Source organism: Nostoc sp. 'Peltigera membranacea cyanobiont' 213 (assembly GCF_002245975.1).
Lineage (GTDB): Bacteria > Cyanobacteriota > Cyanobacteriia > Cyanobacteriales > Nostocaceae > Nostoc.
In genome coordinates this window covers 1-26,373 of record NZ_NOLI01000025.1, presented here as the reverse complement: position 1 = coordinate 26,373, position 26,373 = coordinate 1, and the positions used below count along the sequence as shown (strand labels likewise).

24 protein-coding genes are annotated in these 26,373 nt (G+C 41.9%); 16 read left to right on the top strand and 8 right to left on the bottom strand.

Going from position 1 to position 26,373, the window contains the following annotated elements; all coding sequences use genetic code 11:
- Nucleotides 1–249 precede the first annotated feature (249 nt).
- Nucleotides 250–1,074 (top strand): zinc-dependent peptidase, encoded by an 825-nt coding sequence (locus CDG77_RS10020; RefSeq protein WP_094329246.1) that lies wholly within the window; start codon nt 250–252, stop codon nt 1,072–1,074.
- 180 nt (nt 1,075–1,254) lie between these two features.
- Here the strand turns inward: CDG77_RS10020 and CDG77_RS10015 are convergent, their stop codons facing one another.
- Complete coding sequence (locus CDG77_RS10015; RefSeq protein ID WP_094329245.1) at nt 1,255–1,710, bottom strand: EVE domain-containing protein; 456 nt, start codon at nt 1,708–1,710, stop codon at nt 1,255–1,257.
- Between the two features lie 245 nt (nt 1,711–1,955).
- Nucleotides 1,956–2,600 carry a class I SAM-dependent methyltransferase gene (locus CDG77_RS10010; protein ID WP_094329244.1) on the bottom strand — a complete coding sequence of 215 codons (645 nt, stop codon included), beginning with the start codon at nt 2,598–2,600 and terminating at the stop codon, nt 1,956–1,958.
- A 137-nt stretch (nt 2,601–2,737) separates the two neighbouring features.
- On the opposite strand from CDG77_RS10010, the gene CDG77_RS10005 reads away from it, so the two are divergent.
- The 7 genes from CDG77_RS10005 (at nt 2,738) to CDG77_RS09980 (ending at nt 10,413) form a co-directional block, all read left to right on the top strand.
- Nucleotides 2,738–4,375 (top strand): ArnT family glycosyltransferase, encoded by a 1,638-nt coding sequence (locus tag CDG77_RS10005; RefSeq protein ID WP_094329243.1) that lies wholly within the window; start codon nt 2,738–2,740, stop codon nt 4,373–4,375.
- Nucleotides 4,376–4,449: 74 nt separating this feature from the next.
- Nucleotides 4,450–4,917 carry a MarR family winged helix-turn-helix transcriptional regulator gene (locus tag CDG77_RS10000; RefSeq protein ID WP_094329242.1) on the top strand — a complete coding sequence of 156 codons (468 nt, stop codon included), beginning with the start codon at nt 4,450–4,452 and terminating at the stop codon, nt 4,915–4,917.
- Between the two features lie 164 nt (nt 4,918–5,081).
- Entirely contained in the window at nt 5,082–6,554 is a 1,473-nt protein-coding gene (locus CDG77_RS09995) for an HlyD family secretion protein (protein WP_094329241.1), read from the top strand.
- On the top strand, nt 6,554–6,679 hold the full coding sequence (locus tag CDG77_RS38475) for a hypothetical protein (RefSeq protein WP_262985146.1): 126 nt from the start codon (nt 6,554–6,556) through the stop codon (nt 6,677–6,679). Before CDG77_RS09995 ends, CDG77_RS38475 begins: the two co-directional genes overlap by 1 nt.
- A 186-nt stretch (nt 6,680–6,865) precedes the next feature.
- Entirely contained in the window at nt 6,866–8,125 is a 1,260-nt protein-coding gene (locus CDG77_RS09990; RefSeq protein WP_094329240.1) for an MFS transporter, read from the top strand.
- A 74-nt stretch (nt 8,126–8,199) separates the two neighbouring features.
- Nucleotides 8,200–9,780 carry a DHA2 family efflux MFS transporter permease subunit gene (locus CDG77_RS09985; RefSeq protein ID WP_094329239.1) on the top strand — a complete coding sequence of 527 codons (1,581 nt, stop codon included), beginning with the start codon at nt 8,200–8,202 and terminating at the stop codon, nt 9,778–9,780.
- A 48-nt stretch (nt 9,781–9,828) separates the two neighbouring features.
- Nucleotides 9,829–10,413, top strand: a complete 585-nt coding sequence (locus CDG77_RS09980) for a Uma2 family endonuclease (protein ID WP_094329238.1) — start codon at nt 9,829–9,831, stop codon at nt 10,411–10,413.
- Between the two features lie 85 nt (nt 10,414–10,498).
- On the opposite strand, the gene CDG77_RS09975 is transcribed toward CDG77_RS09980, so the two are convergent.
- The 6 genes from CDG77_RS09975 to CDG77_RS09950 form a co-directional block, all read right to left on the bottom strand.
- Nucleotides 10,499–11,716 (bottom strand): cupin domain-containing protein, encoded by a 1,218-nt coding sequence (locus CDG77_RS09975; RefSeq protein WP_094329237.1) that lies wholly within the window; start codon nt 11,714–11,716, stop codon nt 10,499–10,501.
- A 9-nt stretch (nt 11,717–11,725) separates the two neighbouring features.
- Nucleotides 11,726–13,414, bottom strand: coding sequence for a TfuA-like protein (locus CDG77_RS09970; RefSeq protein ID WP_094329236.1), 1,689 nt, complete (start codon nt 13,412–13,414; stop codon nt 11,726–11,728).
- Between the two features lie 8 nt (nt 13,415–13,422).
- Entirely contained in the window at nt 13,423–14,631 is a 1,209-nt protein-coding gene (locus CDG77_RS09965; protein ID WP_094329235.1) for a YcaO-like family protein, read from the bottom strand.
- A 578-nt stretch (nt 14,632–15,209) separates the two neighbouring features.
- Nucleotides 15,210–15,572: a hypothetical protein gene (locus CDG77_RS09960; RefSeq protein WP_094329234.1), complete on the bottom strand. Its 363-nt coding sequence runs from the start codon at nt 15,570–15,572 to the stop codon at nt 15,210–15,212.
- A gap of 584 nt (nt 15,573–16,156) precedes the next feature.
- Nucleotides 16,157–16,612, bottom strand: coding sequence for a cupin domain-containing protein (locus CDG77_RS09955; protein ID WP_094329233.1), 456 nt, complete (start codon nt 16,610–16,612; stop codon nt 16,157–16,159).
- Between the two features lie 173 nt (nt 16,613–16,785).
- Nucleotides 16,786–17,565, bottom strand: coding sequence for a cysteine hydrolase family protein (locus CDG77_RS09950; protein ID WP_094329232.1), 780 nt, complete (start codon nt 17,563–17,565; stop codon nt 16,786–16,788).
- 84 nt (nt 17,566–17,649) lie between these two features.
- Between CDG77_RS09950 and CDG77_RS09945 the strand changes: the two genes are divergently transcribed.
- The 8 genes from CDG77_RS09945 to CDG77_RS09910 form a co-directional block, all read left to right on the top strand.
- Entirely contained in the window at nt 17,650–19,047 is a 1,398-nt protein-coding gene (locus CDG77_RS09945; protein WP_094329279.1) for an amidohydrolase, read from the top strand.
- Nucleotides 19,048–19,414: 367 nt separating this feature from the next.
- Nucleotides 19,415–19,537: a hypothetical protein gene (locus tag CDG77_RS09940; protein ID WP_308737823.1), complete on the top strand. Its 123-nt coding sequence runs from the start codon at nt 19,415–19,417 to the stop codon at nt 19,535–19,537.
- 322 nt (nt 19,538–19,859) lie between these two features.
- A complete protein-coding gene (acsF, locus tag CDG77_RS09935) occupies nt 19,860–20,915 on the top strand; it encodes a magnesium-protoporphyrin IX monomethyl ester (oxidative) cyclase (protein WP_094329231.1) in 1,056 nt (351 codons plus the stop codon).
- A 335-nt stretch (nt 20,916–21,250) separates the two neighbouring features.
- Nucleotides 21,251–22,102, top strand: a complete 852-nt coding sequence (locus tag CDG77_RS09930) for an ABC transporter ATP-binding protein (protein WP_094329230.1) — start codon at nt 21,251–21,253, stop codon at nt 22,100–22,102.
- On the top strand, nt 22,059–22,913 hold the full coding sequence (locus CDG77_RS09925) for an ABC transporter permease (protein ID WP_094329229.1): 855 nt from the start codon (nt 22,059–22,061) through the stop codon (nt 22,911–22,913). Before CDG77_RS09930 ends, CDG77_RS09925 begins: the two co-directional genes overlap by 44 nt.
- Nucleotides 22,914–22,932: 19 nt before the next feature.
- The gene (locus CDG77_RS09920; RefSeq protein WP_094329228.1) at nt 22,933–23,406 is read left to right on the top strand and encodes a MarR family winged helix-turn-helix transcriptional regulator; all 474 of its coding nucleotides are present in this window, start codon (nt 22,933–22,935) and stop codon (nt 23,404–23,406) included.
- A complete protein-coding gene (locus CDG77_RS09915) occupies nt 23,372–24,649 on the top strand; it encodes an MFS transporter (protein WP_094329227.1) in 1,278 nt (425 codons plus the stop codon). Before CDG77_RS09920 ends, CDG77_RS09915 begins: the two co-directional genes overlap by 35 nt.
- A 399-nt stretch (nt 24,650–25,048) precedes the next feature.
- Nucleotides 25,049–26,373: ABC transporter substrate-binding protein (locus tag CDG77_RS09910; protein ID WP_143856991.1), on the top strand; the 1,325-nt coding region annotated here is incomplete at its 3' end.

The window sequence follows — 26,373 nt, the reverse complement described above, 5'->3', positions numbered from 1 at the left end:
AGCTAGCTGTGCTACCCTACAATGGAATGTTTTTTTACTAAAAGTACTTTAAGATAAGTATTTTAATCAAAAGTCAAGGTTCTTCAGTACCTAGTAAGCTAAATTTAGCTGATAAAATCTCAAAAAGCTTGCTAGACATGGGAAATCAAGCTTATTTATCAGATTATTTCTTAATATTGCCTCTTTCCCCTGTTCCCTCTTAAAGACTGTGAATTTATTAGCATAACAAGTACGGTAGAGCCAAAGTCAATGATTAAAGCAATAGTTGCCTTTCTCATCATTGGGCTAATTATCACTGGGATTTTAATCAATCCCATTTTAGTCAAAAGGCGAAGAAACCGTCTCAAACATCGTCCTTTTCCGCCACTTTGGAATGCAATTATTGAGAATAATCTTCCCATTTACCTTTGTCTTTCTCCCGATGAAATTAGACGACTTCAGGGACATATTCAAGTATTTCTAGCAGAAAAACAATTTATTGGCTGTAGAGGATTACAAGTGACAGAGGAAATGAAACTAACCTTGGCTGCTGTCGCCTGTTTACTCCTACTAAATGAACGTGGACATTACTTTCCCAGACTTCGTTCAATTCTGGTATATCCCAATGCTTATTTTGTGAAAGAAACAACTTCCGTTGGAAATTATGTTGTTGAAGAAAGGCGCGTGGCAAGATTGGGTGAATCGTGGACAACTGACCAATTAGTACTATCTTGGGAACAGGTGAAACAAGACACTAATAATTGGAGAGATGGACGTAATGTTGTGCTTCATGAATTCGCCCATCAGTTAGATCAAGAAGATGGCAAAGCTGAAGGAGTTCCGATACTGCAACGCAACTCAGATTATCCGATTTGGGCGCAGGTGATGACAGAAGCATATCAGCAACTTTGTAATGATGTTTCACAAGGTGTAAACACGGTAATGGATAGCTATGGTGCTACAAATCCCGCAGAATTTTTTGCCGTAGCGACTGAGACATTCTTTGAGAAACCTTACCAATTATTATCCAAGCATCCGGCACTTTATGAGCAATTGCAACGTTACTATCAATTAGATCCTGTGCAATGGGTGTGAGTTCGCGTTAAATAAGCAAGATGAAATTAGCTTGGGATGGTGCGTTACGACGTTCCGTCTAACACACCTTACAAATACTACAAATACTTATATTTTTTCAAAAATCAAATATGATTCTTATATATTCTGGCTTCAGACTCCTGGGTGCTGAATTCTTACGAATGATTTACATCTATTGACTTAGAAGTTTTTCATCACCAGAATCTTCAAAGCTACTGCTTCAGGAACAGGCATCACCGATAACCGATTTCCTTGTCTTACTAAGATTAACTCTTCAGCGTTAAACTTTTCTTTGAGTATTGATAGCAAAATAGGATTAGAAAAAGTCTCAACAAATTCTACTACAACTGTTTGCCAACGAGGGGATTCGGAAGTTGATTTCGGGTCGTAGTATTTACTTTTTGGCTCAAACTGAGTCGGGTCAGCAATATCTTTTTTGACGACACGCATTAACCCAGCAATACCTGGAAAATTAGTATTGGAATGGTAGAAAAAAGCTAAGTCTCCTTCCTGCATAAGGCGCAAAAAGTTGCGAGCTTGATAATTGCGAACACCGTCCCAGATAGTCTGGCTTTGCTGTTGAAGGTCAGCAATGCTGTAGGCTTCTGGCTCTGATTTCATTAGCCAATAATTCATCTATACACGCTATAAATATACAATTCACAATGGTTTTTTAGACAAGGAGCTTATACCATTTCTGTCTGAAGGTGCGCCGAACTATATGAGGAACGAACCGCAAAGGACGCAAAGGGCACAAAGAAAGAAAGAAATAAGAAGCAAAGGAGAATTTGGCCCAGCTTCGCAAAGAAATGGTATTAAGCCCCTTATCTGAAATGGTCGCGGGATTTCCTTCCGTCAAGTTGTACTAGTGACTATTTGGCCTAACTACGGTAAGCTATGACAGCATAAAATGGATCTCCTCCAGCTGCACCCAACCACTGTAAAAAATTCGGTAATGTTGACTTATTAGCTATAACTTCTGGGGTTGTAAATCCTGGAACTGAGGCGAAGTACTCTTTGACTAATTCCACTCGCTGTGCTTCTGAAGCCTCTCGCCAAGCTTGAATTGCCTTTTCAAAAAACATCCGGTTAGAAAAGCTGATAATTGCCACACCACCAGGTTTCAATATGCGGTAAATTTCAGAAAATACTGCTTCTGGATATTGCACATACTGAACAGATACGCAATTGAGAACAGCGTCAAAATCTCCATCTGCTAAAGGTAGCTGCGGATTTTCGTTAAGATTTTGCACAAAGTAATGATTTAAGCGACTATTTCGTGCTAACTCCTCACTATTTAGTCCGTGTCCTTCCACATGGTCAAACTGCATCTCTTCTGGCAGATGAGATACCCAGCTGCTCATCATATCAAAAATGCGGGTGTTGGGTTTGAGGCGATCGCGATATAAATCCGTTAGCTGTTGAATAAATCCTTCATCGACATGAGTGACGAAGCGGGGATAGGCATAGAACAGCTTATCGTCTTTGTCGTCTAATTTCAGGCGTTGATTCGGTCTTAATTGCATAAATCTCTCTTTTGGAGTACTTTTTCGGAAAATTGCGGTAATTCCAGGTATTTTTCAACAATCACTATGTAACATATTTTAATAACAGTAGGACACATAAACGAGTCTAGATAGCGGCATTCAATTTTATCAATTCAATGTTCTATAAATTACACTTTTTGCAGCATATTTGGCGACAAATCCGCCTAGTCGGATCGTTACCCTATTTGAGTTTGTTAGTTTGGATACTGCCCTTATTACTATTTACTTCTGGACACAATAGCCTGATGGCACATGATGAAGCACTTTATGCTTCGCGTGCCCGTTTGATGTTTGATTCTGGTAATTGGATAACTCCTTGGGAAAGGGCACATCATAAAACCCCCGGCCCTTATTGGTTAATTGCTAGTTTTTTTAACCTGTTTGGGATGAGTGATACTAGTGCGCGTATTCCTAGTATGATTGCTAGCATTTTTAGCTTATGGCTTGTATATGAAATAGGCAAAATTATGCTAGGCAAAAATTTGGCTTGGCTAGCTGCTGCAATTTTAAGTGTTGAATTTCTCTGGCTACAATACTCTCGCTTAAGTACACCTGATGTCCCGATGATTTTCTTAGTACTTTTAGCTATTTTATCTTTAATCAAAACGGAAATACACCCTAAATATCGCTACTTCTGGAGTTTTATAGCTGGGTTAAGTTTAAGTTTAGGCTTCTTAGTTAGAAGCTTTATGATTTTTTTACCAATTATAGCTTTATTCCCTTATTTAATTTGGGAACATCACCGTCATCGTCATCTTAGTAATCCAATTTTGTATTTAGGTTTTTTCGTAGGTTTAATACCCACTTGCATTTGGCTATGGTTAAGTTGGTTGCACTACGGAAATCGGAGTTTTGAGGAGTTACTCAAGTTTGTTGTGCAGTTAGGTTCTGAGAATCAAAATCATAATAGTCCACTATTCTATATGTGGAATATCCCCTTAAAATCTTTTCCTTGGGCTTTTTTCGGGATTTTAGGTTTAGTTCTGATTCTCCGTCGTCCTATTTATCGCTACCAGTTAATATTAGTTGGTTTTCCAGTTGTCTTATTTTGTGAACTTAGTATTTTTACCACTCGTTTCCCTCACTATAGTCTTTGTCTTTATCCGTTCATCGCTTTATTTGCATCTGTGGGTTTAAATTGGCTAGGCAATATTTATCAGACAGGAATTCACCCAAAATTATCTATTGAAAAAGGTAATGCAATAAGGAATCTTCCTCGGAATCTCAGCTACGGCTTTGGTTGCCTTGGTATTTTGCTTGTTATAAGCAGTATTGGCATTCTTTGTTGGGGGAGTTCTGATATTCGCAGGTTTGCGACTATTACCTTGGTTATGGGCTTAGGTTGGTTAATTTTACCTGTGGTGTGGATTAGTCGTTACCACTTTGGCAAAAAGTTTCTCACAGCGCGTTACTGGATTGCAGGTTGGTTAATTCCCTGTTGGCTAGCCTTAGCGATGACGGGTAGCATCGGGCTGTTAAGTGACTATAACCCAGTTTTGAGAACTTTTTTACAACAACCTGCGATCGCCTCAATTATCCAATCTCATCCTACCTACTATGTCCAAATAGATCAGAAAACCCAAGTTCTGTTTGAGTTCTATCTTCCTATTCATGTCCAACCAGTAGCCTCTATTTCGCAAATACCAGCTTTGAGCTATGCTTGGATCTATGCCGATCGATCCCCTAGATTATCTAGACCTCACCGCATCATCGGTACTGTTCAAGAGGATCAATTGATTCAATTTACCCCCTAAGACAGATACAAAGCAACTATTGCTAAAAAAGACTAATTTATGTAAAATAGTACGTACACTAAGTATTTTGCTAAATGGTTTCTACATCAAATCATTCCCCAGCTTTAGAGTCGTGGCAGCAAAATCTGGCACCATACAATTTGGGCTATAGAATCAAATTAGTCTCACAACTGCTCGGACGCAAGTTTACTGAGAGGCTAGAACCCTTTGGACTTACACCATTTCACTGGCTAGTATTGTGCTGTTTGTGGCAAGAAGACGGTTTACCTACTTCTAGTATTGGAGACAAACTAAAACAAGTGGGAGGGACTTTAACCGGTGTGCTAGATCGGATGGAGGAACGCGGCTTGGTGCGTCGAGAACGCGACACCAACGATCGCCGCATCTGGCGAATCTGGCTAACGGATGCAGGTAAGGAACTAGAAGCTATCTTACCGCCAATCGCCGCAGCAATTCGTGATGAAGCGATGGATGGTGTTTCCTTTGCAGATCGGGAAATATTTTCCCAAATCTTGAACCGGGCGATCGCTAATCTTTCCTAAAGATGATCTCATAATCACCCGACTGGGGGAGGTGCAGTAAAGATTTGTTTTGAGATAATATTACGCATACTAAGGAAATAAGATTTTTTTCAGGAAATATTACGCATTCTAAATAAACGATTATCAATCAAATTATTGAACGACGAGGAAGCGAGGTAACAATCATGGGTGCTAATACTTTTAACGGACGCAACGGACACAAAACCCCAGTTTTAGAAAAAGAAGTGATTCCTGATTCAGAGACTTTAGAAATTCTAACCACAGAGACATCCGCAACAGCAGAAGCACCTGTTGTGACTCCTGAGATCGAGAAAGAAGTTCCAGCGAAACCAAAACGGAAAAAACCGACTGGTTTGATTTTGGCAGGATTAGGCGTGGGTGCGATCGCCGCAGGTACTTTTGGTTATCACTATTGGCAATACGCCTCCACCCACCAGGAAACAGACAACGCCACTGTTGCAGGAAACATTCACCAAGTTAGTACCCGCATTCCCGGAACAGTGAGTGAGGTACTTGTAAATGACAACCAACTGGTGCAGCCTGGACAATTATTAGTCAAATTAGATCCACGAGACTATGAAAGTAAGGTACAACAAGCAGCAGCAGCTTTAGAAAATGCGCGGGGACAGGCCCAAGCTGCCCAAGCAAATATTGCCTTAACTTCACAAACTACCACTGGTAAGACAACTCAAGCGCAAGGAGATGTTAGTGGTGCGGTAGCAGCAATTTCCACAGCCCGAGCAGCAGTACAAGAAGCCCAAGCGGGGATACCAGCTGCCCAAGCTGAAGTCAGACTAGCCCAAGCAGGGATTCCCGCCGCCCAAGCACAGGTAGCACAAACAAATGCGAATTTGAAAAATGCCCAAGCAGATTACAATCGCTACAACCAATTGTATCAATCAGGGGCGATCGCTCGTCAGCAATTAGACACAGCTAAAGCAGCTTATGATGTGGCTACAGCCCAGAAAAACGCCGCTATTCAGGGAGTAGAACAAGCCCAAGCTAAATTAGCCTCTGCCAAAGTTGGTGTCGCCAAAGCCCAGTCTCAATTAGCGCAGGCGCAAGAAAATGTCACCAACGCCCAAGCTAAATTGGCAGCATCCAAGGGAGGCTTGCAACAAGCTACCGCAGGCGGACAAGATACAACAGTAAAACGCAGTCAATACGAAGCAGCAAAAGCGGCGATCGCGCAATCAGAAGCATCGCTTAAAGATGCACAATTGCAACTATCCTACGTCAACGTTACCGCCCCCAGTGCCGGACGAGTTGGTAGAAAAAACGTAGAAGTTGGCAACCGAGTAGCATCGGGAACACCATTAATGGCGATCGTCGATAACAACTATTGGGTAATTGCGAACTTTAAAGAAACCCAATTAGAAAAAATGCGCCCAGGAGAACCAGTAGAAATCAAGCTGGATTCTTTCCCTCATCACACCTTTATTGGTCGTGTTGATAGTCTTTCGCCAGCTTCCGGCGCTCAATTTGCCCTATTGCCACCGGATAATGCTACAGGTAACTTTACCAAAGTTGTCCAACGCATCCCAGTAAAAGTAGTTTTTGACCAAAAGAGCATTCAAGGGTACGAATCGCGGATTACTCCGGGGATGTCTGCGGAAGTTGCTGTGGAAGTCAAGTAATGTCAAATTGCGTGAAGGAGGCAGAAGGCAGTCCTGATGAAACTAGTTTCACAGCCAAGTATGAAAGAGGGACTGGGGACTGGGGACTGGGGACTGGGGACTGGGGACTTAAACCTGCCTTCTGAGGGTGGTAACAGAGCGTCCCACAGATAAGTGTAGTGTTCCTCCAGCAACAACTGCTTTCTTATATTGTTAAAAACAGATAAAAAACCTCTTTCTGCCTATGACATTCTCCTACATCTATAGAGAGGCGTATAAAGATGAGGTGAAATGATATTTGTGAGAGGAGATTGGTATAAAAGAAACCCAACATGAAAAAACCGCTATTACCTGCGTTGAGGTCAAAAAACTACCAGTTGTTTTTTGCCGGACAAGGTATTTCCCTAATTGGGACATGGATGACGCAACTTGCGACGATTTGGCTAGTTTATGACTTGACAAATTCCCCATTAATGCTAGGAGTTGTAGGATTTTCGAGTCAAATTCCTAGCTTTTTTTTAGCTCCTTTTGGTGGAGTATTTGTAGATCGATTTTCTCGGTATCATACCTTAATTGGTACACAAGTCTTGGCAATGATTCAATCGTTAACATTAGCAGTGCTGGCGCTGACTGGTGTGATTCAGGTATGGCACATTATCGCCTTGAGCTTGTGTCAAGGATTTATTAACGCCTTAGATGCGCCAGCCCGCCAAGCATTTGTGCCAGAACTGGTTGAACGCAGAGAAGATTTAGCCAATGCGATCGCCATTAACTCTACCACGATCAACGGTGCGCGATTGATTGGCCCTGCGATCGGAGGTTTATTAATTGCCAGCGTTGGAACTGGCTATTGTTTTTTAATAGATGGTTTGAGTTATATTGCTGTCATCGCCGCTTTATTGGCAATGAAAGTTAAACCTTGGAAATATGTGGTATCTGACGGGAATCCCTTGCAAAAAGTCAAAGAGGGATTTGTATATGCCTTTAGCTTTCCACCAATTCGCTCGATTTTGTTGCTATCAACTTTAGTTAGCCTTATGGGGCTACAAAATACTATTTTAGTACCAGTTATTGCAGAACAAGTTCTCAAAGGTGGTGCAGAAACCTTGGGGTTTTTAATGGCGGCATCTGGAGTTGGAGCCTTAACTGGTGGTATTTATCTAGCTACGCGTCAAACAATCTTAGGAATTGGTAATTTGATTGCCTTAGCTCCAGCAATTTTAGGAACTGGTCTAATTGCCTTTTCTTTCTCCCGATTTTTACCACTCTCTTTATTTACAATGTTATTTGTTGGCTTAGGTACTATTCTGCAAATTGCTGCTAGCAACACATTTTTACAAACAATTGTTGAGGATGACAAACGTGGGCGATTGATGAGCTTATACACAATGTCATTTTTGGGGATGATTCCCATAGGTAATTTATTAGGTGGTATATTAGCAAGTCATATTGGTGCTACCAACACTTTAATTATTGATGGCATAGCTTGTATTTTAGGCTCTATAGTTTTTAGCAGACAGTTGCCTGCTTTAAGGCAAATAATGCGTCCAATTTATGAGCAAAAAGGCATTGTAATAAGTCATAAAGCTTAGGATAAAAATTGCCAAGACATGGTATAAGATTTAATAATAATTTTGTTACTTAACCTTGGAACTGGAACAACACTATGGCTAATACAGGTGTAATTCGTCAGCAAGCACCACCAGAACTTGTCCCGCTAAGAACCTGGATTGGTGTATTAGCTAGTATGCTTGGTGCATTTATGGCGGTATTAGATATTCAAATAACTAATGCTTCGCTGCAACAGATTCAAGCAAGTTTAGGAGCAACTCTAGAAGAAGGTTCTTGGATTTCTACCGCCTATCTCGTAGCAGAAATTGTAGTTATTCCTCTAACAGGATGGTTATCAAGAGTTTTTTCTTTACGACGTTATCTGTTAGTGAATACTGCGCTATTTATTTTCTTTTCTATATGCTGCGCTTGGGCGTGGGATTTAAATTCCATGATTTTATTTCGCGCTTTACAAGGTTTTAGTGGAGGAGTATTAATTCCCACCGCTATGACAGTTGTATTAACGACTTTACCCCAATCTAAGCAATCAGTGGGACTGGCTGCATTTGGTTTTAGTGCAGTTTTTGCCCCTTCAATTGGCCCGACAATAGGAGGTTGGTTAACAGAAAATTTTGGTTGGGAATACAACTTTTATATAAATGTAATTCCAGGGGTATTAATGCTAGCTGGCGTTTGGTACGGAATTAAGCAAGAACTACCCCAAATTAATTTACTGAAGCAAGGTGATTGGTGGGGAATTATGGCGATGGCGATTGGGTTAGGTTCCCTGCAAGTTGTTTTAGAAGAAGGTAGCCGCAAAGATTGGTTTAGTTCAGCGTTGATTGTGCGTTTAAGTATAGTAGCAGCAATTTTTATAGCGCTATTTTTTTTCATAGAATTAACTCGTAAACAACCATTTATAAATTTGCGACTTGTACTTCGGCGTAACTTTGGTTTAGCCAGTATTGTTAATGTGTCGCTAGGGGTAGGATTGTATGGTTCAATTTATATTTTACCATTGTATCTTGCTCAAATTCAAAAATATAGTGCGCTGCAAATTGGTGAAGTCTTAATTTGGGCTGGAATTCCCCAACTATTTATTATTCCTTTAATACCCAGATTGATGCAACGTATTGATGTGCGTTTAATGGTGGCTGTTGGTGTGACTTTGTTTTCCATCAGTGCATTTATGAACTCTGGAATGACCAATGAAACTGGATTAGAGCAATTACGATGGTCGCAATTTGTGCGTGCAATGGGACAACCCCTAATTATGGTACCACTTAGTTCTATTGCCACTGCTGGGTTGAGTCCAAAAGAAGCCGGTTCAGCGAGTGGTTTATTTAATATGATGCGGAATATGGGCGGTTCTATAGGAATTGCATCTTTAGCAACTTTATTAACTAATAGAGAGCAATTTCACTCGAATAGATTGGGTGATGGAGTATCTTTATATAATCCAGAAACTCAACAACGAATTGAGCAATTGACACAGTATTTTGTTAGCAAAGGAGAAGATTTGAGTACTGCTCAAAATCAGGCGATCGCATCCATATCTAACATTGTCCGCCGGGAAGCATTTGTGATGGCTTTTAACGATTGTTTCTATTTTATTGGCATTGCATTGTTACTCAGTGGACTTGCCGTTTTATTCTTGAAAAAGGTGAAACCATCTGGTGGTGCTGTTGCTCATTAGATTTGTTCTATAGGTTAAAATGTTTGATAAAACTACTAAGGTACTAAAATGGTCATTAGCCAAAGTGAGTACTATATCTCCCCAGAAGAATACTTAGAAGGCGAGAAATTTAGTGAAATCAAACACGAGTATATTGATGGACAAGTTTACGCAATGGCAGGGGCAAGTGATGCTCATGTTACTGTAGTAGGAAACTTGTTTGTACTGCTGCGAAACCATCTCCGTGGTAGTGGTTGCCGTGTTTATATAGCAGACATGAAAGCACAAATTGATGTCATAAATCGCTATTTTTATCCTGATATGATGGTTACTTGCGATACACGAGATAAAGAATTTGAATATTTTAAGTGCTATCCTTCCTTAATTATTGAAGTGCTTTCTGAGTCAACAGAAGGTTATGACAGAGGGAAGAAATTTGCTAGTTACCGACACTTAGAATCGCTACAAGAATATGTGCTAATTTCACCAGATCGAATTAGTGTAGAATGCTTCCGTCGCAATGAACAAGGACAGTGGGTACTTTACCCTTATGAAAAAGAACAAGAAGTGCATTTAGCTAGCGTTGATTTTCGTTGTGCGATCGCAGAAATATATGAAGATGTGACACTTGCAGAAAATAGCAATAAGAATTGACTATTAGAGAGATATAAACGGTAATATTGCATCACCTGAATATAAGTTAAAATGCCAATTTAATAAGCATCTAACTCGGAAATTTTCAAACAATCGTTAACAATCCTTCTTTGAGCAAACGGCGCACCAACACGATTTTGCTATTGTCGCTGGCAAAATCGGGCAATGATTTGATGGGAAATGCAGCTTTTGACTCAGCAATGAAGCGGAAAGCTGGCTCTACATAGGCTGGCGCTTCAACTCTATTTTGAGGAAATTGAATCATCACTGCATCCCCTTTGGTGACAGTTGTACAAATCATTCCTTGGCGTTTAACAACGAGGGTATCCAAGTCAATCTGTTGCAATTCGTCCAATTTACTGAAATGGCTATCTGCTAGTGGAGACAGTGAGCCAATAAACTTAATCGTCAGCCGTTCAACCGCATCGTCAATGTCGGCGCTACTAGCAAAGGTTTTGAGTAAATCTGTCAATTGATTTTTGGTCTGCGTCTTGGCATCATCCTCACGCAAAAAGCTAACGGGAACTGCTTTGCGAAATTCGACATTTTGCTGCACAATCGATGTGAGAGCTTCCTGAATCAAGTCAACCCAGCGATAAACAGGAATACCTACGGTAAGATGAAGTGAGGAAGTATCCAAAGTCTTAGCTTCATGCACAAAACCACGCGGGATATATAACAAGTCACCTGGCTTGAGTTCAACTTCATGAGTGGGTGCGTTCAGTTGTTCCCGCAGTACTTCTTGTGGTAATCGCCGAGCATCTTCTGGCATTGGCAAATCCCAGTAAGAATTATATGTGCGCCAGAGTTTAGTTCCAGAAAGCTGGAGAACAAAAACATCGTGTGTATCAAAGTGGGGAGGAAATCCTTGAGCAGTTTTAGGGGTTAGGTAAAGATTGACATTCGCGGGATGATTAAGATATTGTTCCAGATTTCTGCAAAGTGTGGCGATCGCTTCCCAGTGCTGTTGCAGATGAAAAAGACACAAAGTATTGCCTTGATTATAGGCATCATAAAATTGATAAATACTAGGAGATGCATTGGGATCGATAGAGCCTTTCCCCCCTGATTTATCCGCTTGATTGGACAAATCCTCTCCCAATTTCGATACCTTAAAGTCAGAATAGCGAATGCCAGTAAAGCGAATCAGTGAGTCAAGATCCTTCATAGAAAACAGACCTGAATAGTAATCTGTGTCTCCCCTTGAAACAACAAGGCATTGCCGCTCCCAGTATTCTTTAAAGAAGGTTACGGTATCGATAGGTTGAATTAATTTCTCAAAATCAAAGTTAGCGCTAAACATAAGCTTTATTTACAGGCGGGTTTGCAGTTTTTTCACAAATTCTTCTGGTTCGCTAAAATCTAGCCAAAAAGCCACTTGGGTAATGTCACATTCCTGTGGAAAGGCATTTCCCTGATACCACTTTCTCAGTTCGGCTTCCCCAGGATCGCTTTGTGTTCCTTCAGCCAACTGAACTATTTTGCTTAAAATTGGATAAAATCCAGACAGCCTCAAAGCATCGGGAAGAAAGCACTCACTGACTGAAAAATAATTGCTCATGCCTCGCCCCCACCATCGGGGTACATTCACAAATCCCTCTAGCCGCGCGATCGCTTCCATCATCTGAGAAAATTCAGCTTCAGTGAAGGAGTTACTTGATAGCCAAGCTGGAAATTCAGCCTCGTTAGTAACTCCCCTTTGTTGGAAAAAATGTTGCGTAATTTTTTGAGTAATACTAATTCTCAAACTCGCTTCAGATTGGCTGTTTGTCTGTTCGGCTAAAGCCCAGAGGATAGCAACCTGACGGTATAACCTCCGTTCACAACTCGCTAATGCGCTAACTGTTATTTGTTCGGCACTATTCTCTTCCTTCGCAAAGGAGATATCTTTATCAACAATTGTCAGGATGAATTCATGCAGTTGCTCTACCTGTTTGGCAAAGGCATCATGTCCGCTATGAAGTTTGAGCAAAGCCTGAATCCGACCTAAACGTTCAAGCAGGGCTGGCTCTAACTCTAGTTCATTAAGAGAACTCAACCCCAATATTTGAGAATTGTAAACGTCAGCTAAATCAGCTTCCGACGGTTGCAGGTTCTTTTGTTGGGCTACAGCATCACACCAACGCAGTAGCCCCGCAAGATTACGCAATTGAATATAAACCCTACCTAAAAATCTGGCTTCCTGGGATACTTTTTCGGCCAGAGGCAGCCAGGAATATGTTGTCCGTAATGGACGAATAGCAACTCTGGCTTGAAGTTCCTCGATAAAAATGGACTTGTTGAGTTGAAATTTTACTTGGTTATTGGCAGCAGTGCGATCGCTTTCTCCAACCATAGTAGCCAGATGTTTTAGCAGTCCAACGGCATCTAACTGTTTTTGATCCACATAGCCGCCATTTTGCACAAAATCCCAAAACTGGGCTAAAACCTGGCGATCGCCCCCCCGCACCTCAGCATCAGCCACTGCTTGCCTCAAATGTCGTTGAGTGAAGAACTGCCGTTTGGCACAATTGATAATTAAATTAGCGATCGCCACATCAATAATGTTTTTGTCTACCGCCAAGTTAACTGTGGCGCGGATGTTTACTAAGGCATCAGTCAAGGGTTGGAACTGGGATTCAGGGTTGCTATGTAAAATCGCCACTTCATCATCCCCGATGTACCGTCCATCTCGGTAGGCTGCAAAAATAGCTCCAAATCCCTCCATACCAAAGGCTTCCAGTTCGGTGGCTCGGAGTGCGCCCATGCTACTGGCCCCAAATAGTCGCACGCCTGCTTCTAATGCCCAGAGAATCTCCTTGTGCCAAACTGAAGCGCTTTGGTCAAAAAAACCGTCAATAATGGCAATTACACGCGGCTGTAACCGCAGACAAGCAAGAATATCGCCACAACGCACAGGAGCAAGGTAACGGGCCGGTAAAATTTGACTGGCTTGGGTAACGGATAGGGTAGGGCCAAGAAAGACGAGAATTTGACTAGGTTCCAAAGAATTTGAGTGCATATTAAATTTTACAAAGACGAAGGGAGATGCATACCCGGTACAATGACATGCACTACTGGAATGCCATACTCCGGTCGTGTATGATTGACGAAAACAGCTTGATTAAATCCCCGATCGCTCAGACAATCGAGAATTTGTTGAATTTCTTCTGCAAAGGTTGGGGTAAAGGCCAGTTCAGGCTGAGTTTCAAAATCAATCAGGGTGGCGATCGGTCTTTTGCTGCTAGACTTCATCGCTGGGCTACCTGGCAGCCTGATGCGTCCCAGGGCATAACTATCTGGATGAATGTCATCTCGACTACCCGCAATAACCGTTACTCGTGACTGAGCCGCTTCAGTGATTGCCCGTGCTAAGGCTATTTCTTTGGAACTGTGGCATCCCCAGCCTGCTGCTGTGGGTCGTCCATGCCAGTTTTCGCTGTCACTAATCAAGCATTTATAAGTAGGTATCCCGATAGTCGAGGTTAAGTCAGTAATTACGGCTGTCGCCCCAGCAAGTCTGACTTGATAGAGTAAAGATTGCAGCAGAGGAGACTGGATGGTTTGACTATCAACCAAGCAGTTAATCCGTTCCTCCAGAGGAAAACGCCACCAACGCCACTCAGCTTCGCGCTCAATGACTTCAAACAATCCATGAGCGATCGCTTCTAGTAAATGGTTTCCTGATGCTAGTCCATTGCTAGAAGTGCCGAACAGATGAGTATCGCGTTTTTCAGTTGTGGTGTCTAAATCAAGATATGCCTGCGGTACGTAAACAGGTTCGCCCGTAAATAGATCGGTTCCACAAATCCAATCTAACGGCAGATCGGGATGATAAGACTGCGATCGCTTACCTGGCTCTAAAACGCTAGGATCGATTGCCTGGTGATGTCGGCAGACTTCTTTATAGGAAGCAACCATCTCTGGTTCTGGGAGGTTTTCTGCATGATAAGACTCCACAGATTCCATTGCCGCCGAGATCGTTGCCAGCAGAAGGGAAATTCCCTTGCCTTGAGAACCAGAAAAGGCTTTTCCGTTAGGACGAATCGCTTGAGCGACAGGAATACCAATGCAGTCAAGACCAGTAATGTCTGCAACCCGCGTGATGCCAAAAACAGTCAGAAGTTCTTGTAGCTTCTCCCAAGTAGAATTGGGTTTTTCAGCCCGAAACGTGCCATTAAGATTCAGCTTAGGAGCATTCAGATTTTGCCACATTCGCTTGTTTCGTTCTCCAACCATTACTGTGAGTACTAATAAATACTTTCTATTTAATGTATTTCAGTGATTTGCAGTATGTCCTATTAAGCACATAGCATATTAAGTCATGACTAGTAATTTGGAAAATTGCGATATCAAAACCATTCTAGTAAAAGGTTAGCGTTGCACGAAAAAAGATGAATTTAGAACTAACTTTTTATCAGACTGGTGTTGTTTGTTAATGCTACTTTTTTAAACAAAATTTAGGCATCTTCATTTGTTTCTTTGGAAGTGCCTTAATATTTATTTATCAGATAGGCGTTGCATGAAAATATTAATATGAATTGAGGTGAATTCTGATAGCCATCCAATTGTCACTTGGACATATAATATGCCAAGATAAACGGAGAAGAAATACTCATTTGAGATATTTGGCTCGTCAATATCAGAAAACACTATGCTATTCGAAAGGCAAAAAATACTGAGAAATTCTCTTCGATTTTACTGCACTATCTCAAATATTATTCTGTTCTTTTGTCAGCCGAAAACATATCTTTATTTAGCAACGCCCTCAGTCCCTACATTCAATTCGTAGTGACACTAAAAGCCTGAAAACAAGGCTACCAGCAGCACATAACTGTCTCTTTAACTGTGGATGAAGCCATTCCTCCAGCTACACTTTCTAACTCATTTTCTGATAATTCTCGGTTAGCTGGTCTTGCTTTAATACCGTTAACGCTATTAATAGATCGGATATTCACAGATGGAGAAGCAGTTGACAAACCGAGAACCTTTCTTTCAGCAGAAACCATTACAGATTTAACGTCATCAGCGTTAAATTCAAAACCATTAGACTGGCCTTGCTCAACAGCAATTCTTGCAAACTCGCCTGATTCAGTAGCATCCAAAGCCTCACGCAACTGAGAATTGCCTGGTTGCGCTAAAAAACTTTCGTAGTATTCGACAAAACTTTGCTGAGACATTTTAAACTCTCCTTAAGATAAGATACTTGGCTTTATACTTTGGCATCTCGAAATAGGTAACTAAATCTGAAGCCAAGCGATTAACTTCAAAAGTATTATTCCTAAACCGCTAGGCAACAGAACAGCTATATACCAAAGCTCTAGTATTGTTCAATACAATGATTGCTTAAAGTATGGTCAAGTGTCTAGAGCATTTTGATAAAATTTTGTAACTAATAAAACATTCTTTTTGTATCTCAGGATACAAAATGTAACATTGGAATTGACAAAATAGTGCTGCTTGAACCTTAAAATATTAGATCCACCAATTTCCATGGCCCATCACACCAATAAATGCATCAACGATGCATTTATTGGTGTAAAAAAACACTCGGTTTTCTGTACCTTGGTAAGGCTTCTAGAACGCTTACTGTTTTTAGGTTGTATTCATCCCGTTTCTACAGGCGTTGAACCCTTGTAATTAATTCTGGCGTTGCTGAATTAAGGGATGATTCTTGTGGGGCGGGCATCCTGCCCGCCCAGAAATACAAGGGACGGGCAAGATGCCCATCCCACAAATGAATAATTTATTTTTTGGAAAGCCCTTAGCAAGGCATTAAAGCATTTAGTCTCCCCAGTACTGCCATATCTTCTGCATCTAACTCCGACGGAATACCACTGCGAATCAATTCCGAAAAATCTTCATTGGGAACCATAACAGTTAGCGTATACAAGCGAGTCGAACCAGTATTTTTAATCAAATGAGTCCCGGTGGGAGGCACTAATAAACTATCTCCAGTTTTGATCGTGGCACTCTTGCCGTCACACATAGCGATCGCTTCCCCTTTGAGGACAAAAAACATTTCCACCGCCCACTGATGGCGATTTGGCGGCGTTTGTCCTCCAACATCAAAAATTTCTATACAGCAAGTCAAGGAAGTATTAGCATTGATCGAATCAAAGATAATAGCTAATCGATTAGAGTCGTCGGGACTGATGCGATATACTTGGTAATCTTTGGGAGATTTGATAACCGGAATTACACAACGACTAGCGTACATTTACTTATTCCCTCTAAGGTTATCGATGGGTATGAAAATTTCTAAAATCCCAGCCTTGAATATTGAGTTGTATATTCTATTCGATCGAATTACTAATTACTAAACACTAAATATTCCTTAGTCAGTCAATTTTGAATTTGGGATTGCAGGAAAATCTAAAATATAAAATCGAATTACTCCTCACTCTTTTGCAGCGCTGTTAAAATTCCTTGGGAGTCAGTGACAAAACCGAAGCATTGTTTGACATTATACAACGTCGCTAGCCAACAATATTCAGGAGAAGTAGTAGCGGTACAATCCTTAACTAACACGCAGTCATATCCTAAGAAGTTGGCATCACATAAGGTGGTTAGCACACACTGATCGGCATTAACACCAGCAAAAAATAATGTTGTTTTTCCCAGATTCCGCAAGATACTATCTAATGGTGTATCCCAGAACCCACTCATCCGGTATTTTTCTACACAAATATCTTCAGATATCTGTTCTAGTTCGTCTACTACTGCTGCGGCCCAACTACCTGCCATCAGTACTCTAGCACCATTGCTTGGCAGTGGATCGCCTAATCCTACACCTGCCCCTGTAGGGTTATAGACATGACGCGAACTAGCACTAATATTGAGCAAGTCGGGACGATTCCCCCAATTTACCCAAATTACTGGCACACCCGCCTCACGGAGTTCTGGAAGTAAGTTATTTAAAGGTTCAATAGGCTGACGCGCCGGAGTTACATCCACGCCAATATGCGCTAACCAGCCATCAGGGTGACAGAAGTCGTTTTGCATATCAATGACGAGGATGGCAGCTTTTGCCAAGTCTAGGCGCAGAGTTTTAGTATCTGTTGATAAAATAACGGGTTGTGAGGTCTTTTGAGGACGAGTTATATCTGCGATCGCATCATTCACTGTCCACGCATTTGGTGAGACTCCCAATGTCCGAAAAGGTTGATTCATAAAATTGCCATATCCTACAACATTTTCTATCTTGTAACTTGAAATTCAGTTCAAAATACAATTACTTAATTAAGGTTAAATATGATAAATTTCACTATCCAGAATGTTTTAATTGCCGCCAGTGATGATTATGCAACGGTAGATGTACAGATTGTAGATGGTGCGATCGCAGCCATTGCCCCTAATCTACCAGTAATCGGAACTGTCATAAATGGCAAAAATAAGCTTTTGCTACCTGGTTTTTTCAACGCCCACACTCACTCATCAGAGATGTGGCAACGAGGAATTATGTCAGCTTTGCCTTTAGAATTGTGGTTGGCGGAATTATATGATTTTGCGCCCCTCGATCCTGAAGAGGTTTATCTCAGCGCCTTGGGTACTGCGGTAGAAACTTTGCTTTCCGGCGGGACGAGTGTAGTAGATCACCTGGTATTAATTCCCGGACTTGAGTTAGAAACGATCGCCATTGCAACTCGCGCTTACCGAGAAGTTGGAATTCGCGCCTTTATCGCCCCCTTAATTCAAGATGAATCCCTCAGCGCAGGTATCCCATCTGGGGAATCAGCAAAAACTCATGAACCTTATTTTCGCTCAACTGCGGCAACATTAGAAATTATCGAAGAGGCGGTGAGACAATTTCATCGCCCGGATGAGGGTATAAATATTTTAGTTGCACCAACGGGGATACAACTATGTACTGATGCTTTATTTGTGGGATGTACTGAGTTAAGCGATCGCTATAATCTTTGTCGTCACTCCCATTTACTCGAAACCAGGGCACAGGAAAAACTCGCCCAAGAGAAGTATGGTTGTACTGCTGTGGAACATTTAAAAAAAATCGGGTTTTTGAGCGATCGCACAACACTTGCCCATTGTGTTTGGTTAAATGATAATGATATCGCCATCCTCGCTGAAACTAAATCTACAGTTGTTCACAATCCCTTAAGTAATTTACGTTTAGGCAGTGGCATTGCCCCAATTTTAAAATATCGTCAGGCTGGAGTAAATGTAACTTTTGGTTGCGATGGTGCTTCTAGTAACGACTCCCAAGATTTGTTAGAAGCGATAAAAATTGGTTCTATTTTACATAACGTTACAGACATAGATTATAAGCATTGGATTACACCCCGACAATCAGTAGAAATGGCATCTTTAGGAGGTGCAAAAGGATTCAATGTTGCAGACAAACTCGGTTCTATTACTATAGGTAAACAAGCAGATTTAGTACTTTATGACCTCACTAATTTATCATTACTTCCTCGTACAGATCCCATTGGCTTATTAGTTTTAGGTCGTCCTACTAATGTTGTTGATAGTGTTTGGGTGAATGGTAAGCAAATTGTTGCCGATCGGAAAGTCACAACAATTAACGTTGATGAATTGCGACAAGAATTATTTAACCGCAGTCAATGGGAGACAAAGCGTAAGTCTCAAACTGTCGCGCAAATTGAAGCCCATTATCGCACGGTTATGGGGTTGTAAAACACACAAAAATACGGTTTAATTCCGTGCTTGATGTGTTATGCCGATTTTGGTAGTTGTAAGAGGATGTTTGAAAAGTATTTTGCCGTGATTTTAGACACTTAGCGATCCCCCCTAACCCCCCTTAATAAGGGGAAACTGGAATCAAAGTCCCCATTGAATTTTTCTCACCGACTTACTTAGCTGCGGAATAATTCAAGGTTTGTAGTGAGGGCTGAAGCCCTCAAATGAGGACTAAAGTCCTCACTACAAACTAATCTCAATATTTTTTACATTACTTAACGTACTTTGGTTTCTTCTCACCGACTTACTTAAAGTCAATTATAGTTAGCTTTAAAAGCAAAGCGTTGCGTGAGAGCAATTCACCATGTCGTCAGCAGCAATTATTACTGCGATCGAAATGATGGAGTCTTTACCTATTGAGGTACAAGATCGGATTGCAGAGTATCTGCGGGAATACATTGACGATCTGCAAGATGAAATCACATAGAATGAATCGTTCTAGAGAACACAATCAAAACTCATTGCTGTTGCTAAACAAGCAAAATAAGAAATTGCAGAGGAACAATCTACTGCCTTTCAGTAAAGGTAATTTTATCTACTAAAGGACTCTGTAGTTATAAATTTATTTGACTTGGAGAAGTTTAAAAACTTAATAAATTTTTTCAACTAAAGTCCTTTTATGCTTTAGCGGATCTAGTATATAGGGCATTTCTTGCTTTACTGAAGGATTGTAAAAAGGCATAGCAAAAGAATCATATTTATTATAACTTGATAACTATAGGACTATTTACTTGCTTACCGTATTGCACATGGTTAATACCCTACCCAAGCCAGAAATTAAAACCCCCAGCAAAGAAACTGTACTTACCCCCCGGTTTTACACTACAGATTTTGAAACTGCGGCCAACCTGGATTTATCTGCCCAGGAGACGGAGTTAAAGGCAATGCTGACAGAAATGCAGACAGACTACAACCGTCATCATTTTGTTCGGGATGAGGTGTTTAACCAGTCTTGGGAACACATTGAGGGTGAAGCAAGGCAGGCATTTATTGAGTATTTGGAACGCTCTTGCATTTCAGAATTTTCTGGCTTCTTGCTATTCAAAGAATTATCCCGCAAGCTGAAAAATCGCAGTCCACTGCTAGCGGAAATATTTCAACTGATGGCGCGTGATGAAGCTCGCCACGCCGGATTTCTCAACAAAGCAATGGGCGATTTTAAACTCTCCCTAGATTTAGGGAATGTTACTAAAACCCGCACCTATACATTTTTCCCAATTGAGTGGGTACTCTACACCGTTTACTTATCAGAAAAAATCGGCTACTGGCGTTACATTATTATCTACAGACATCTAGAAAAGTACCCAGAAAACCAGTTTTACCCTATCTTCCAATATTTTGAGAGTTGGTGTCAGGACGAAAACCGCCACGGAGATATATTCAAGGCGCTTTTACGTTCTCAACCGCAACTGTGGAACAACTGGAAAGCTAGGCTGTGGAGTCGCTTTTTCTTGTTATCGGTATTTGCTACCCACACCCTGACAGTTCATGAACGGGCTGGTTTTTACACCTCATTGGGACTTGATGCGACAGAATTTGACCGCGAAGTTGTCCGTAACACCAATGAAACTGCTGGACGAGCTTTTCCTGTGATGTTGAATACTGAACATCCGAAGTTTTTCCCACGTCTACAACGCTGTGCGGGTTACAACATGAAAATTGCAGAGATTGAGAGTAGTTCTGTACCCAAAGTTGTGAAACTAATTCGCAAACTACCTTTGATTGCAGCAATTGTTTGGAATCTACTGTTAGTTTACCTAATCAAACCTGTAGATGCTGAGGCTTTGCGGGAAACTGTGCGTTAGATTTGGCGATCGCGATCGCATTCTATGATTCCATAGAATGCGATCGGCCTCCAATATTGGGTTTTTTTACGATCTCAGTGTGACTTTATTGATCTTGCTCAAAAAACTGCTGTTTTGCTCCGAAGGGCTTTCAGCGTGCTGTTGCAAGCGTTCACTAATGCGATCGCCCGCTAACTCGCAAAGCTCAAAACACGCAGAGAGAGGTAGTTTTGCGTCAGTCCTCATCAATTATTTTGACTCTGATTGAGATTTTTGTAACAAGTCTATTGACTTCCAGGATATATATTGAGAAACTAATAGTTAGTTTAACTAATTAATGGAAGTGCATCAAACTTGTGACAATACTGACTGGAAAAATAAATCGGTCAGAATCTCCTAGCGAGTCAAGACCGTTGATTTTGGAAACTCAGGGACTCACACGCCGTTTTGGGAAGTTAACGGCTGTTAATAACCTGAGTATATCTGTGGAACAGGGTGAAGTATTTGGGCTGCTTGGGCCTAATGGGGCAGGAAAAAGTACAGTTATTAAGATGTTGACAACTTTGCTACCTCTGAGTGCAGGGAAAGCAACCTTAGCTGGCTATGACGTGACTCGTCAACCCAATCCTGTGAGACGGGCTATCGGCTATGTACCCCAAGCGCTCTCTGCTGATGGTAGTCTCACGGGTTACGAAAATCTCTTAATCTTCGCCAAGCTTTATGGAATACCAGCCAAAGGACGCGATCGCCGTATCTATGAAATTCTAGAATACATGGGTTTGCAAGATGCAGCAAAGCGCTTGGTACGCAACTACTCTGGTGGGATGATCCGCAAGCTAGAAATCGCCCTATCAGTTTTACATCAACCCCAAATTCTCTTTCTTGATGAGCCGACTGTCGGACTAGATCCCATCGCCCGGACTCAAGTATGGCAACTTGTGCTACAACTCTGTGCTGATTACGGCACAACTATATTTTTAACAACCCACTTTTTAGAAGAAGCAGACAGTTTATGTAACCGAGTGGCGATTATGCAGCAAGGTGAAGTCGTAATTACAGGCACACCAAGCGACTTAAAAGCTTCTTTAGATCGACCAAACGCAACTTTGGATGATGTCTTTATTCACTATACAGGCGATCAGTTAACATCAGGAGTCAACTACCGTGACACAGCAAGAACCAGACGGACTGCTCAACGGTTGGGTTAAAGCACCGCCCACTGGGCGAGTAAATTTCATCTCTGCAATTAAAGAGCTAGTTACGAAAACCTTAGCGATCGCGGAATTAGAAATCCGTAAACTCCGCCACGATCCTACTGATTTAGTAGTTCGGGCTGTGCAACCAGCCTTATGGCTATTGATCTTTGGGCAAGTTTTCGCCCGCACTCACGCGATTCCTACAGGTAACTTACCATATCTGGACTTCATTTCTGCTGGTATTTTGGCTCAGAGTATTCTGTTTGTGGCAATTTTTAGTGGTGGAATGACGCTAATCTGGGAGCGAGATTTAGGCATTGTCCATAAGTTTTTAGCTAGTCCGACACCTCGCGTGGCGATGGTATTGGGCAAAGCTCTGGCGTGTGGGGTGCGGTGCTTATCTCAAGTACTATTGATTTACGGATTGGCATTTTTATTAGGTGTAAAATTAAATCTTCATCCCCTAGCTATTCTCCAAGTACTTGTAGTAGTCATACTGGGCGCGGGAACATTTTGCATTTTTTCATTAATTATTGGCTGTTTAGTGAAAAGCCGAGAAAGGATGACGGGTATTGGGCAATTGTTAACCATGCCGTTATTTTTTGCAAGCAATGCCATCTATCCGATTTCGTTGATGCCCAGTTGGTTAAAATTCATTTCCCATTTAAATCCCTTGACTTATGAGGTTGATGGCTTACGCAGCACGATGCTGCTGAATGGCAGTAGTGTCTATGGCTTTGGTCTGGATTGTACAATTCTCTTATTAACATTCATAATTTTGGCCATCATTGGTGGAAAACTTTATCCCCGGGTGGCCATGTAATCAGGAGAACAACAAGCCCATGACCTTGGATAAACCTGCTCAAGGTGCAACTTCCGAAGAATGTGCCGCTAGAGTAATGGAAACAGTTCCATTAATGATGCGGTTTATCCGAGCGGATATGCGTGCCCATAGTGCCGCCTTTTTATCTATACCTCAGTTGCGATCGCTAGCATTTATCAATCGCAATCCAGGTGCTTCATTATCTGACCTCGCAGAGCATTTAGGTGTCACTTCTGCCACAGCATCAGCAACCGTAGAACGCTTAGTACAACGCGACTTCGTGAAACGTTGCTCTCATCCTCAAGAGCGGCGGCGAGTGCTGCTCAATTTAACTGAAGATGGAAGGCATCATCTCAAGCAATCCCAAGATCAAACTCGCGCTCATATTACCGACCTGTTAAAAGGTTTGACAGAAGAGCAAATTTCTAACATTGAAGAAGGCTTAACTCTACTAAAAAATGTCTTCGAGCAAACGGAACTCAAATCCCCATAACTCTGAGGTTGCACAGCACGATCCCTTTGCAGCCTTTAAGTTTCGAGACTATCGGCTATTTACCATTGGACGGCTGGTGCTGTCCGTGGGGTCGCAAATGCAAACTGTAGCTATCGGCTGGGAACTCTACGAGCGGACTAACTCAGCGATCGTTCTAGGTGGTGTAGGACTAGCGCAAGTCTTGCCGATGATAGCTCTCACCTTGATTACCGGACATGTGGCCGATCGCCGCGAGCGCAAACTCATCATGTTACTGTCAGTGATGCTGCTAGCTCTCTGTTCGCTGGCTTTGGCAGTGCTTTCTTATACTCAAGGTGCAATTTTTCTAATTTACGCCTGCTTGGTATTAACAGGTGTCGCTAGGGCATTCCTCAGACCTGCTAGTGATGCCTTAATGTGGCAGTTGATACCTATCAGTGCGTTTACCAATGCGGCAACTTGGAATAGTAGTAGCTTTCAGTTAGCTGCTGTTATTGGCCCAGCCTTCGGGGGATTCGGCATCGCTTTGCTGGGAAGTGCTACAGGAGTATATGTAGTAGCAGCGATCGCCGCGTTGCTGTGTTTTCTTTTAACAGTAGGGATTAAAGAGCAAAAAGCCATCCGCACAACTGAGCCAATCTCACTTAAAGCGCTGTCAGCTGGTGCTAAATTTGTCTGGCAGAATCAGTTGATTTTAGCAGCTATCACATTGGATATGTTTGCTGTATTGTTGGGTGGTGCGATCGCATTGCTACCCATCTTTGCCAAAGATATTCTCCACGTGGGGCCAGTGGAATTGGGATACTTACAAGCAGCCCACTCTATCGGTGCTTTGACTATGGCCATTTCCCTGGCGTATTTACCACCGTTACGCAAAGCAGGCCCAGCCTTATTGTGGTCAGTGGTTGGCTTTGGGGTTGTCACAATCATCTTTGGACTTTCTCGTTCATTTTGGCTGTCTATGTTAATGCTGACCCTTGGTGGCGCACTAGATAGTATTAGCGTTGTGATTCGCCATACATTAGTTCAAATTAGAACACCGGATCGTTTGCGTGGTCGGGTTGCTGCTATTAATAGCGTGTTTATTAGTGCCTCGAATGAATTAGGAGGCTTTGAATCAGGCTTGACAGCAGCTTTATTTGGCCCAGTGATTTCCGTTGTCGGTGGTGGAATTGGCACAATTGTAGTGGTGATTGCTACGGCCATGATTTGGCCGGGAATTCGTAAATTAGGAGCTTTGCAGGAATATAAAAATCCTGATTGATTTCTGCAAGCTGCACGCTGGTGACTTCCAGTCAGGGACTTCCAAATAAAAAAATATTCAACTACTTCTTGTGGGGTAATTTATTTGTTGGAAGTCCCTCATCAGTTAGGCAAGCCATATTCCTATTTAAAAAAATAGCTCACAGAGCGTTGAAACAGGAATCGCGTGACATTTTGTCATGGGAGGTTTAATTATTACAATCTGTTAAAACTGTCAGCATAGAAACATTAAATACTGCTTTATCTCTTCTTGTTAATACCAGGAGAGGATAAACTAAGAAGAAAATCGGAAAAAATTAAGTCGTAGGAATGGCTACGCTTCGCAAACAGGCAGTAAATACAGTTGCCTTCAGAGATAACTAGATAATTATTACCAATAGCGATCGCTACATTATTGATAATGTTGTATCAAAACCCAATCAACAAGCTACAAAAATTCATTCAAAAACAAAGCTTTTTGCATATAGGGATTTTTCTAGCAATTCTTTTGGGGATCGTATTGTTCAATTGGGTAGCACTCTCGCAACGACCAGTTACCCTGAATATGTTGATTACTGCCCCTGATGCCCAGCCTTGGAAGCAGGGTTTGATTAGAGACTTTGAGGCTGAGAACCCAGGTATTCGCATTAACTTGGTTGAAGGGCCGAATGCCACAAATTTGCTCGAAGACCTGTACACCTCATCTTTTATCTTAGGTGAATCCCCTTATGACTTGGTGAACATGGACGTTATCTGGACACCTAAGTTTGCTGCTGCTGGATGGTTGCTACCCCTAGACGCTCGCATTTCTAAGGAAGAGTTGGCAGTATTTTCACCCAAGGATGTAGAAGGCGGACGTTACCAGAACAAGTTGTACCGCATTCCCGTGCGTTCTGACGTGGGAATGCTCTACTACCGCGAAGATTTAATTAAAGAAGCAGGATTCAAACCACCAGAAACCTTTGAGGATTTGCTCCGAATTTCTCAAGCCTTGCAGAAGAAAGACCAAGTGAATTGGGGCTATGTTTGGCAGGGACGACAATATGAAGGACTTGTGGCAATGTTTGTGGAAGTCCTTAATGGCTTTGGTGGCTTCTGGGTTAATCCCCAAACGTTGGAGGTTGGGCTGGATAGACCAGAAACATTACAAGCCATTGAGTTTTTGCAAAGTACCATCAGTCGGGGTGTTTCTCCTCCTGGAGTCACAACCTACCAGGAAGAAGACACCCGGCGCTTGTTCCAAAGTGGTCAAGTAGCGTTTTTACGTAGTTGGCCCTATGCATGGCCTTTAGCCCAAACAAAGAATTCGCCAATCAAAGGCAAAATTGCAATCAAACCGATGGTTCATGCTCCCGGTAAAACTGGTGCAGCTTGTTTAGGAGGTTGGGGTATAGGAATTTCTAAATCTTCTAAACATCCTGAAGAAGCTTGGAAAGCAATTCAGTACTTTACCAGTCGGGAAGCACAACGCCGATTCATTTTGAGTGCAGGCTATGTGCCAAGCCGCCGGGATTTATTTACAGACCCAGAGATTGTTGCCAAATACCCTCACTATCCGCAGTTACTGGAGGTTGTAGACAATGCAGTTTTACGTTCGCCAGTTGCCCAATATGCCCAGACATCAGATATTTTGCAGCGTTATCTCAGCGCTGCACTATCCGGTCGGATAAATCCAGAACGAGCAATGCAAGCTGCTGCTAATGAAACCCGGCGACTGTTGGGATCTGGGGGCAGGGGGCAGGGGGC

What these genes read in the sequence shown, in the direction of transcription:
- CDG77_RS10020 (WP_094329246.1), top strand. Translation starts at nt 250, where the DNA reads ATGATTAAAGCAATAGTTGCCTTTCTCATCATTGGGCTAATTATCACT.
- CDG77_RS10015 (WP_094329245.1), bottom strand. Translation starts at nt 1,710, where the DNA reads ATGAATTATTGGCTAATGAAATCAGAGCCAGAAGCCTACAGCATTGCT.
- CDG77_RS10010 (WP_094329244.1), bottom strand. Translation starts at nt 2,600, where the DNA reads ATGCAATTAAGACCGAATCAACGCCTGAAATTAGACGACAAAGACGAT.
- CDG77_RS10005 (WP_094329243.1), top strand. Translation starts at nt 2,738, where the DNA reads ATGTTCTATAAATTACACTTTTTGCAGCATATTTGGCGACAAATCCGC.
- CDG77_RS10000 (WP_094329242.1), top strand. Translation starts at nt 4,450, where the DNA reads ATGGTTTCTACATCAAATCATTCCCCAGCTTTAGAGTCGTGGCAGCAA.
- CDG77_RS09995 (WP_094329241.1), top strand. Translation starts at nt 5,082, where the DNA reads ATGGGTGCTAATACTTTTAACGGACGCAACGGACACAAAACCCCAGTT.
- CDG77_RS38475 (WP_262985146.1), top strand. Translation starts at nt 6,554, where the DNA reads ATGTCAAATTGCGTGAAGGAGGCAGAAGGCAGTCCTGATGAAACTAGT.
- CDG77_RS09990 (WP_094329240.1), top strand. Translation starts at nt 6,866, where the DNA reads ATGAAAAAACCGCTATTACCTGCGTTGAGGTCAAAAAACTACCAGTTG.
- CDG77_RS09985 (WP_094329239.1), top strand. Translation starts at nt 8,200, where the DNA reads ATGGCTAATACAGGTGTAATTCGTCAGCAAGCACCACCAGAACTTGTC.
- CDG77_RS09980 (WP_094329238.1), top strand. Translation starts at nt 9,829, where the DNA reads ATGGTCATTAGCCAAAGTGAGTACTATATCTCCCCAGAAGAATACTTA.
- CDG77_RS09975 (WP_094329237.1), bottom strand. Translation starts at nt 11,716, where the DNA reads ATGTTTAGCGCTAACTTTGATTTTGAGAAATTAATTCAACCTATCGAT.
- CDG77_RS09970 (WP_094329236.1), bottom strand. Translation starts at nt 13,414, where the DNA reads ATGCACTCAAATTCTTTGGAACCTAGTCAAATTCTCGTCTTTCTTGGC.
- CDG77_RS09965 (WP_094329235.1), bottom strand. Translation starts at nt 14,631, where the DNA reads ATGGTTGGAGAACGAAACAAGCGAATGTGGCAAAATCTGAATGCTCCT.
- CDG77_RS09960 (WP_094329234.1), bottom strand. Translation starts at nt 15,572, where the DNA reads ATGTCTCAGCAAAGTTTTGTCGAATACTACGAAAGTTTTTTAGCGCAA.
- CDG77_RS09955 (WP_094329233.1), bottom strand. Translation starts at nt 16,612, where the DNA reads ATGTACGCTAGTCGTTGTGTAATTCCGGTTATCAAATCTCCCAAAGAT.
- CDG77_RS09950 (WP_094329232.1), bottom strand. Translation starts at nt 17,565, where the DNA reads ATGAATCAACCTTTTCGGACATTGGGAGTCTCACCAAATGCGTGGACA.
- CDG77_RS09940 (WP_308737823.1), top strand. Translation starts at nt 19,415, where the DNA reads ATGTCGTCAGCAGCAATTATTACTGCGATCGAAATGATGGAGTCTTTA.
- acsF (WP_094329231.1), top strand. Translation starts at nt 19,860, where the DNA reads ATGGTTAATACCCTACCCAAGCCAGAAATTAAAACCCCCAGCAAAGAA.
- CDG77_RS09920 (WP_094329228.1), top strand. Translation starts at nt 22,933, where the DNA reads ATGACCTTGGATAAACCTGCTCAAGGTGCAACTTCCGAAGAATGTGCC.
- CDG77_RS09915 (WP_094329227.1), top strand. Translation starts at nt 23,372, where the DNA reads ATGTCTTCGAGCAAACGGAACTCAAATCCCCATAACTCTGAGGTTGCA.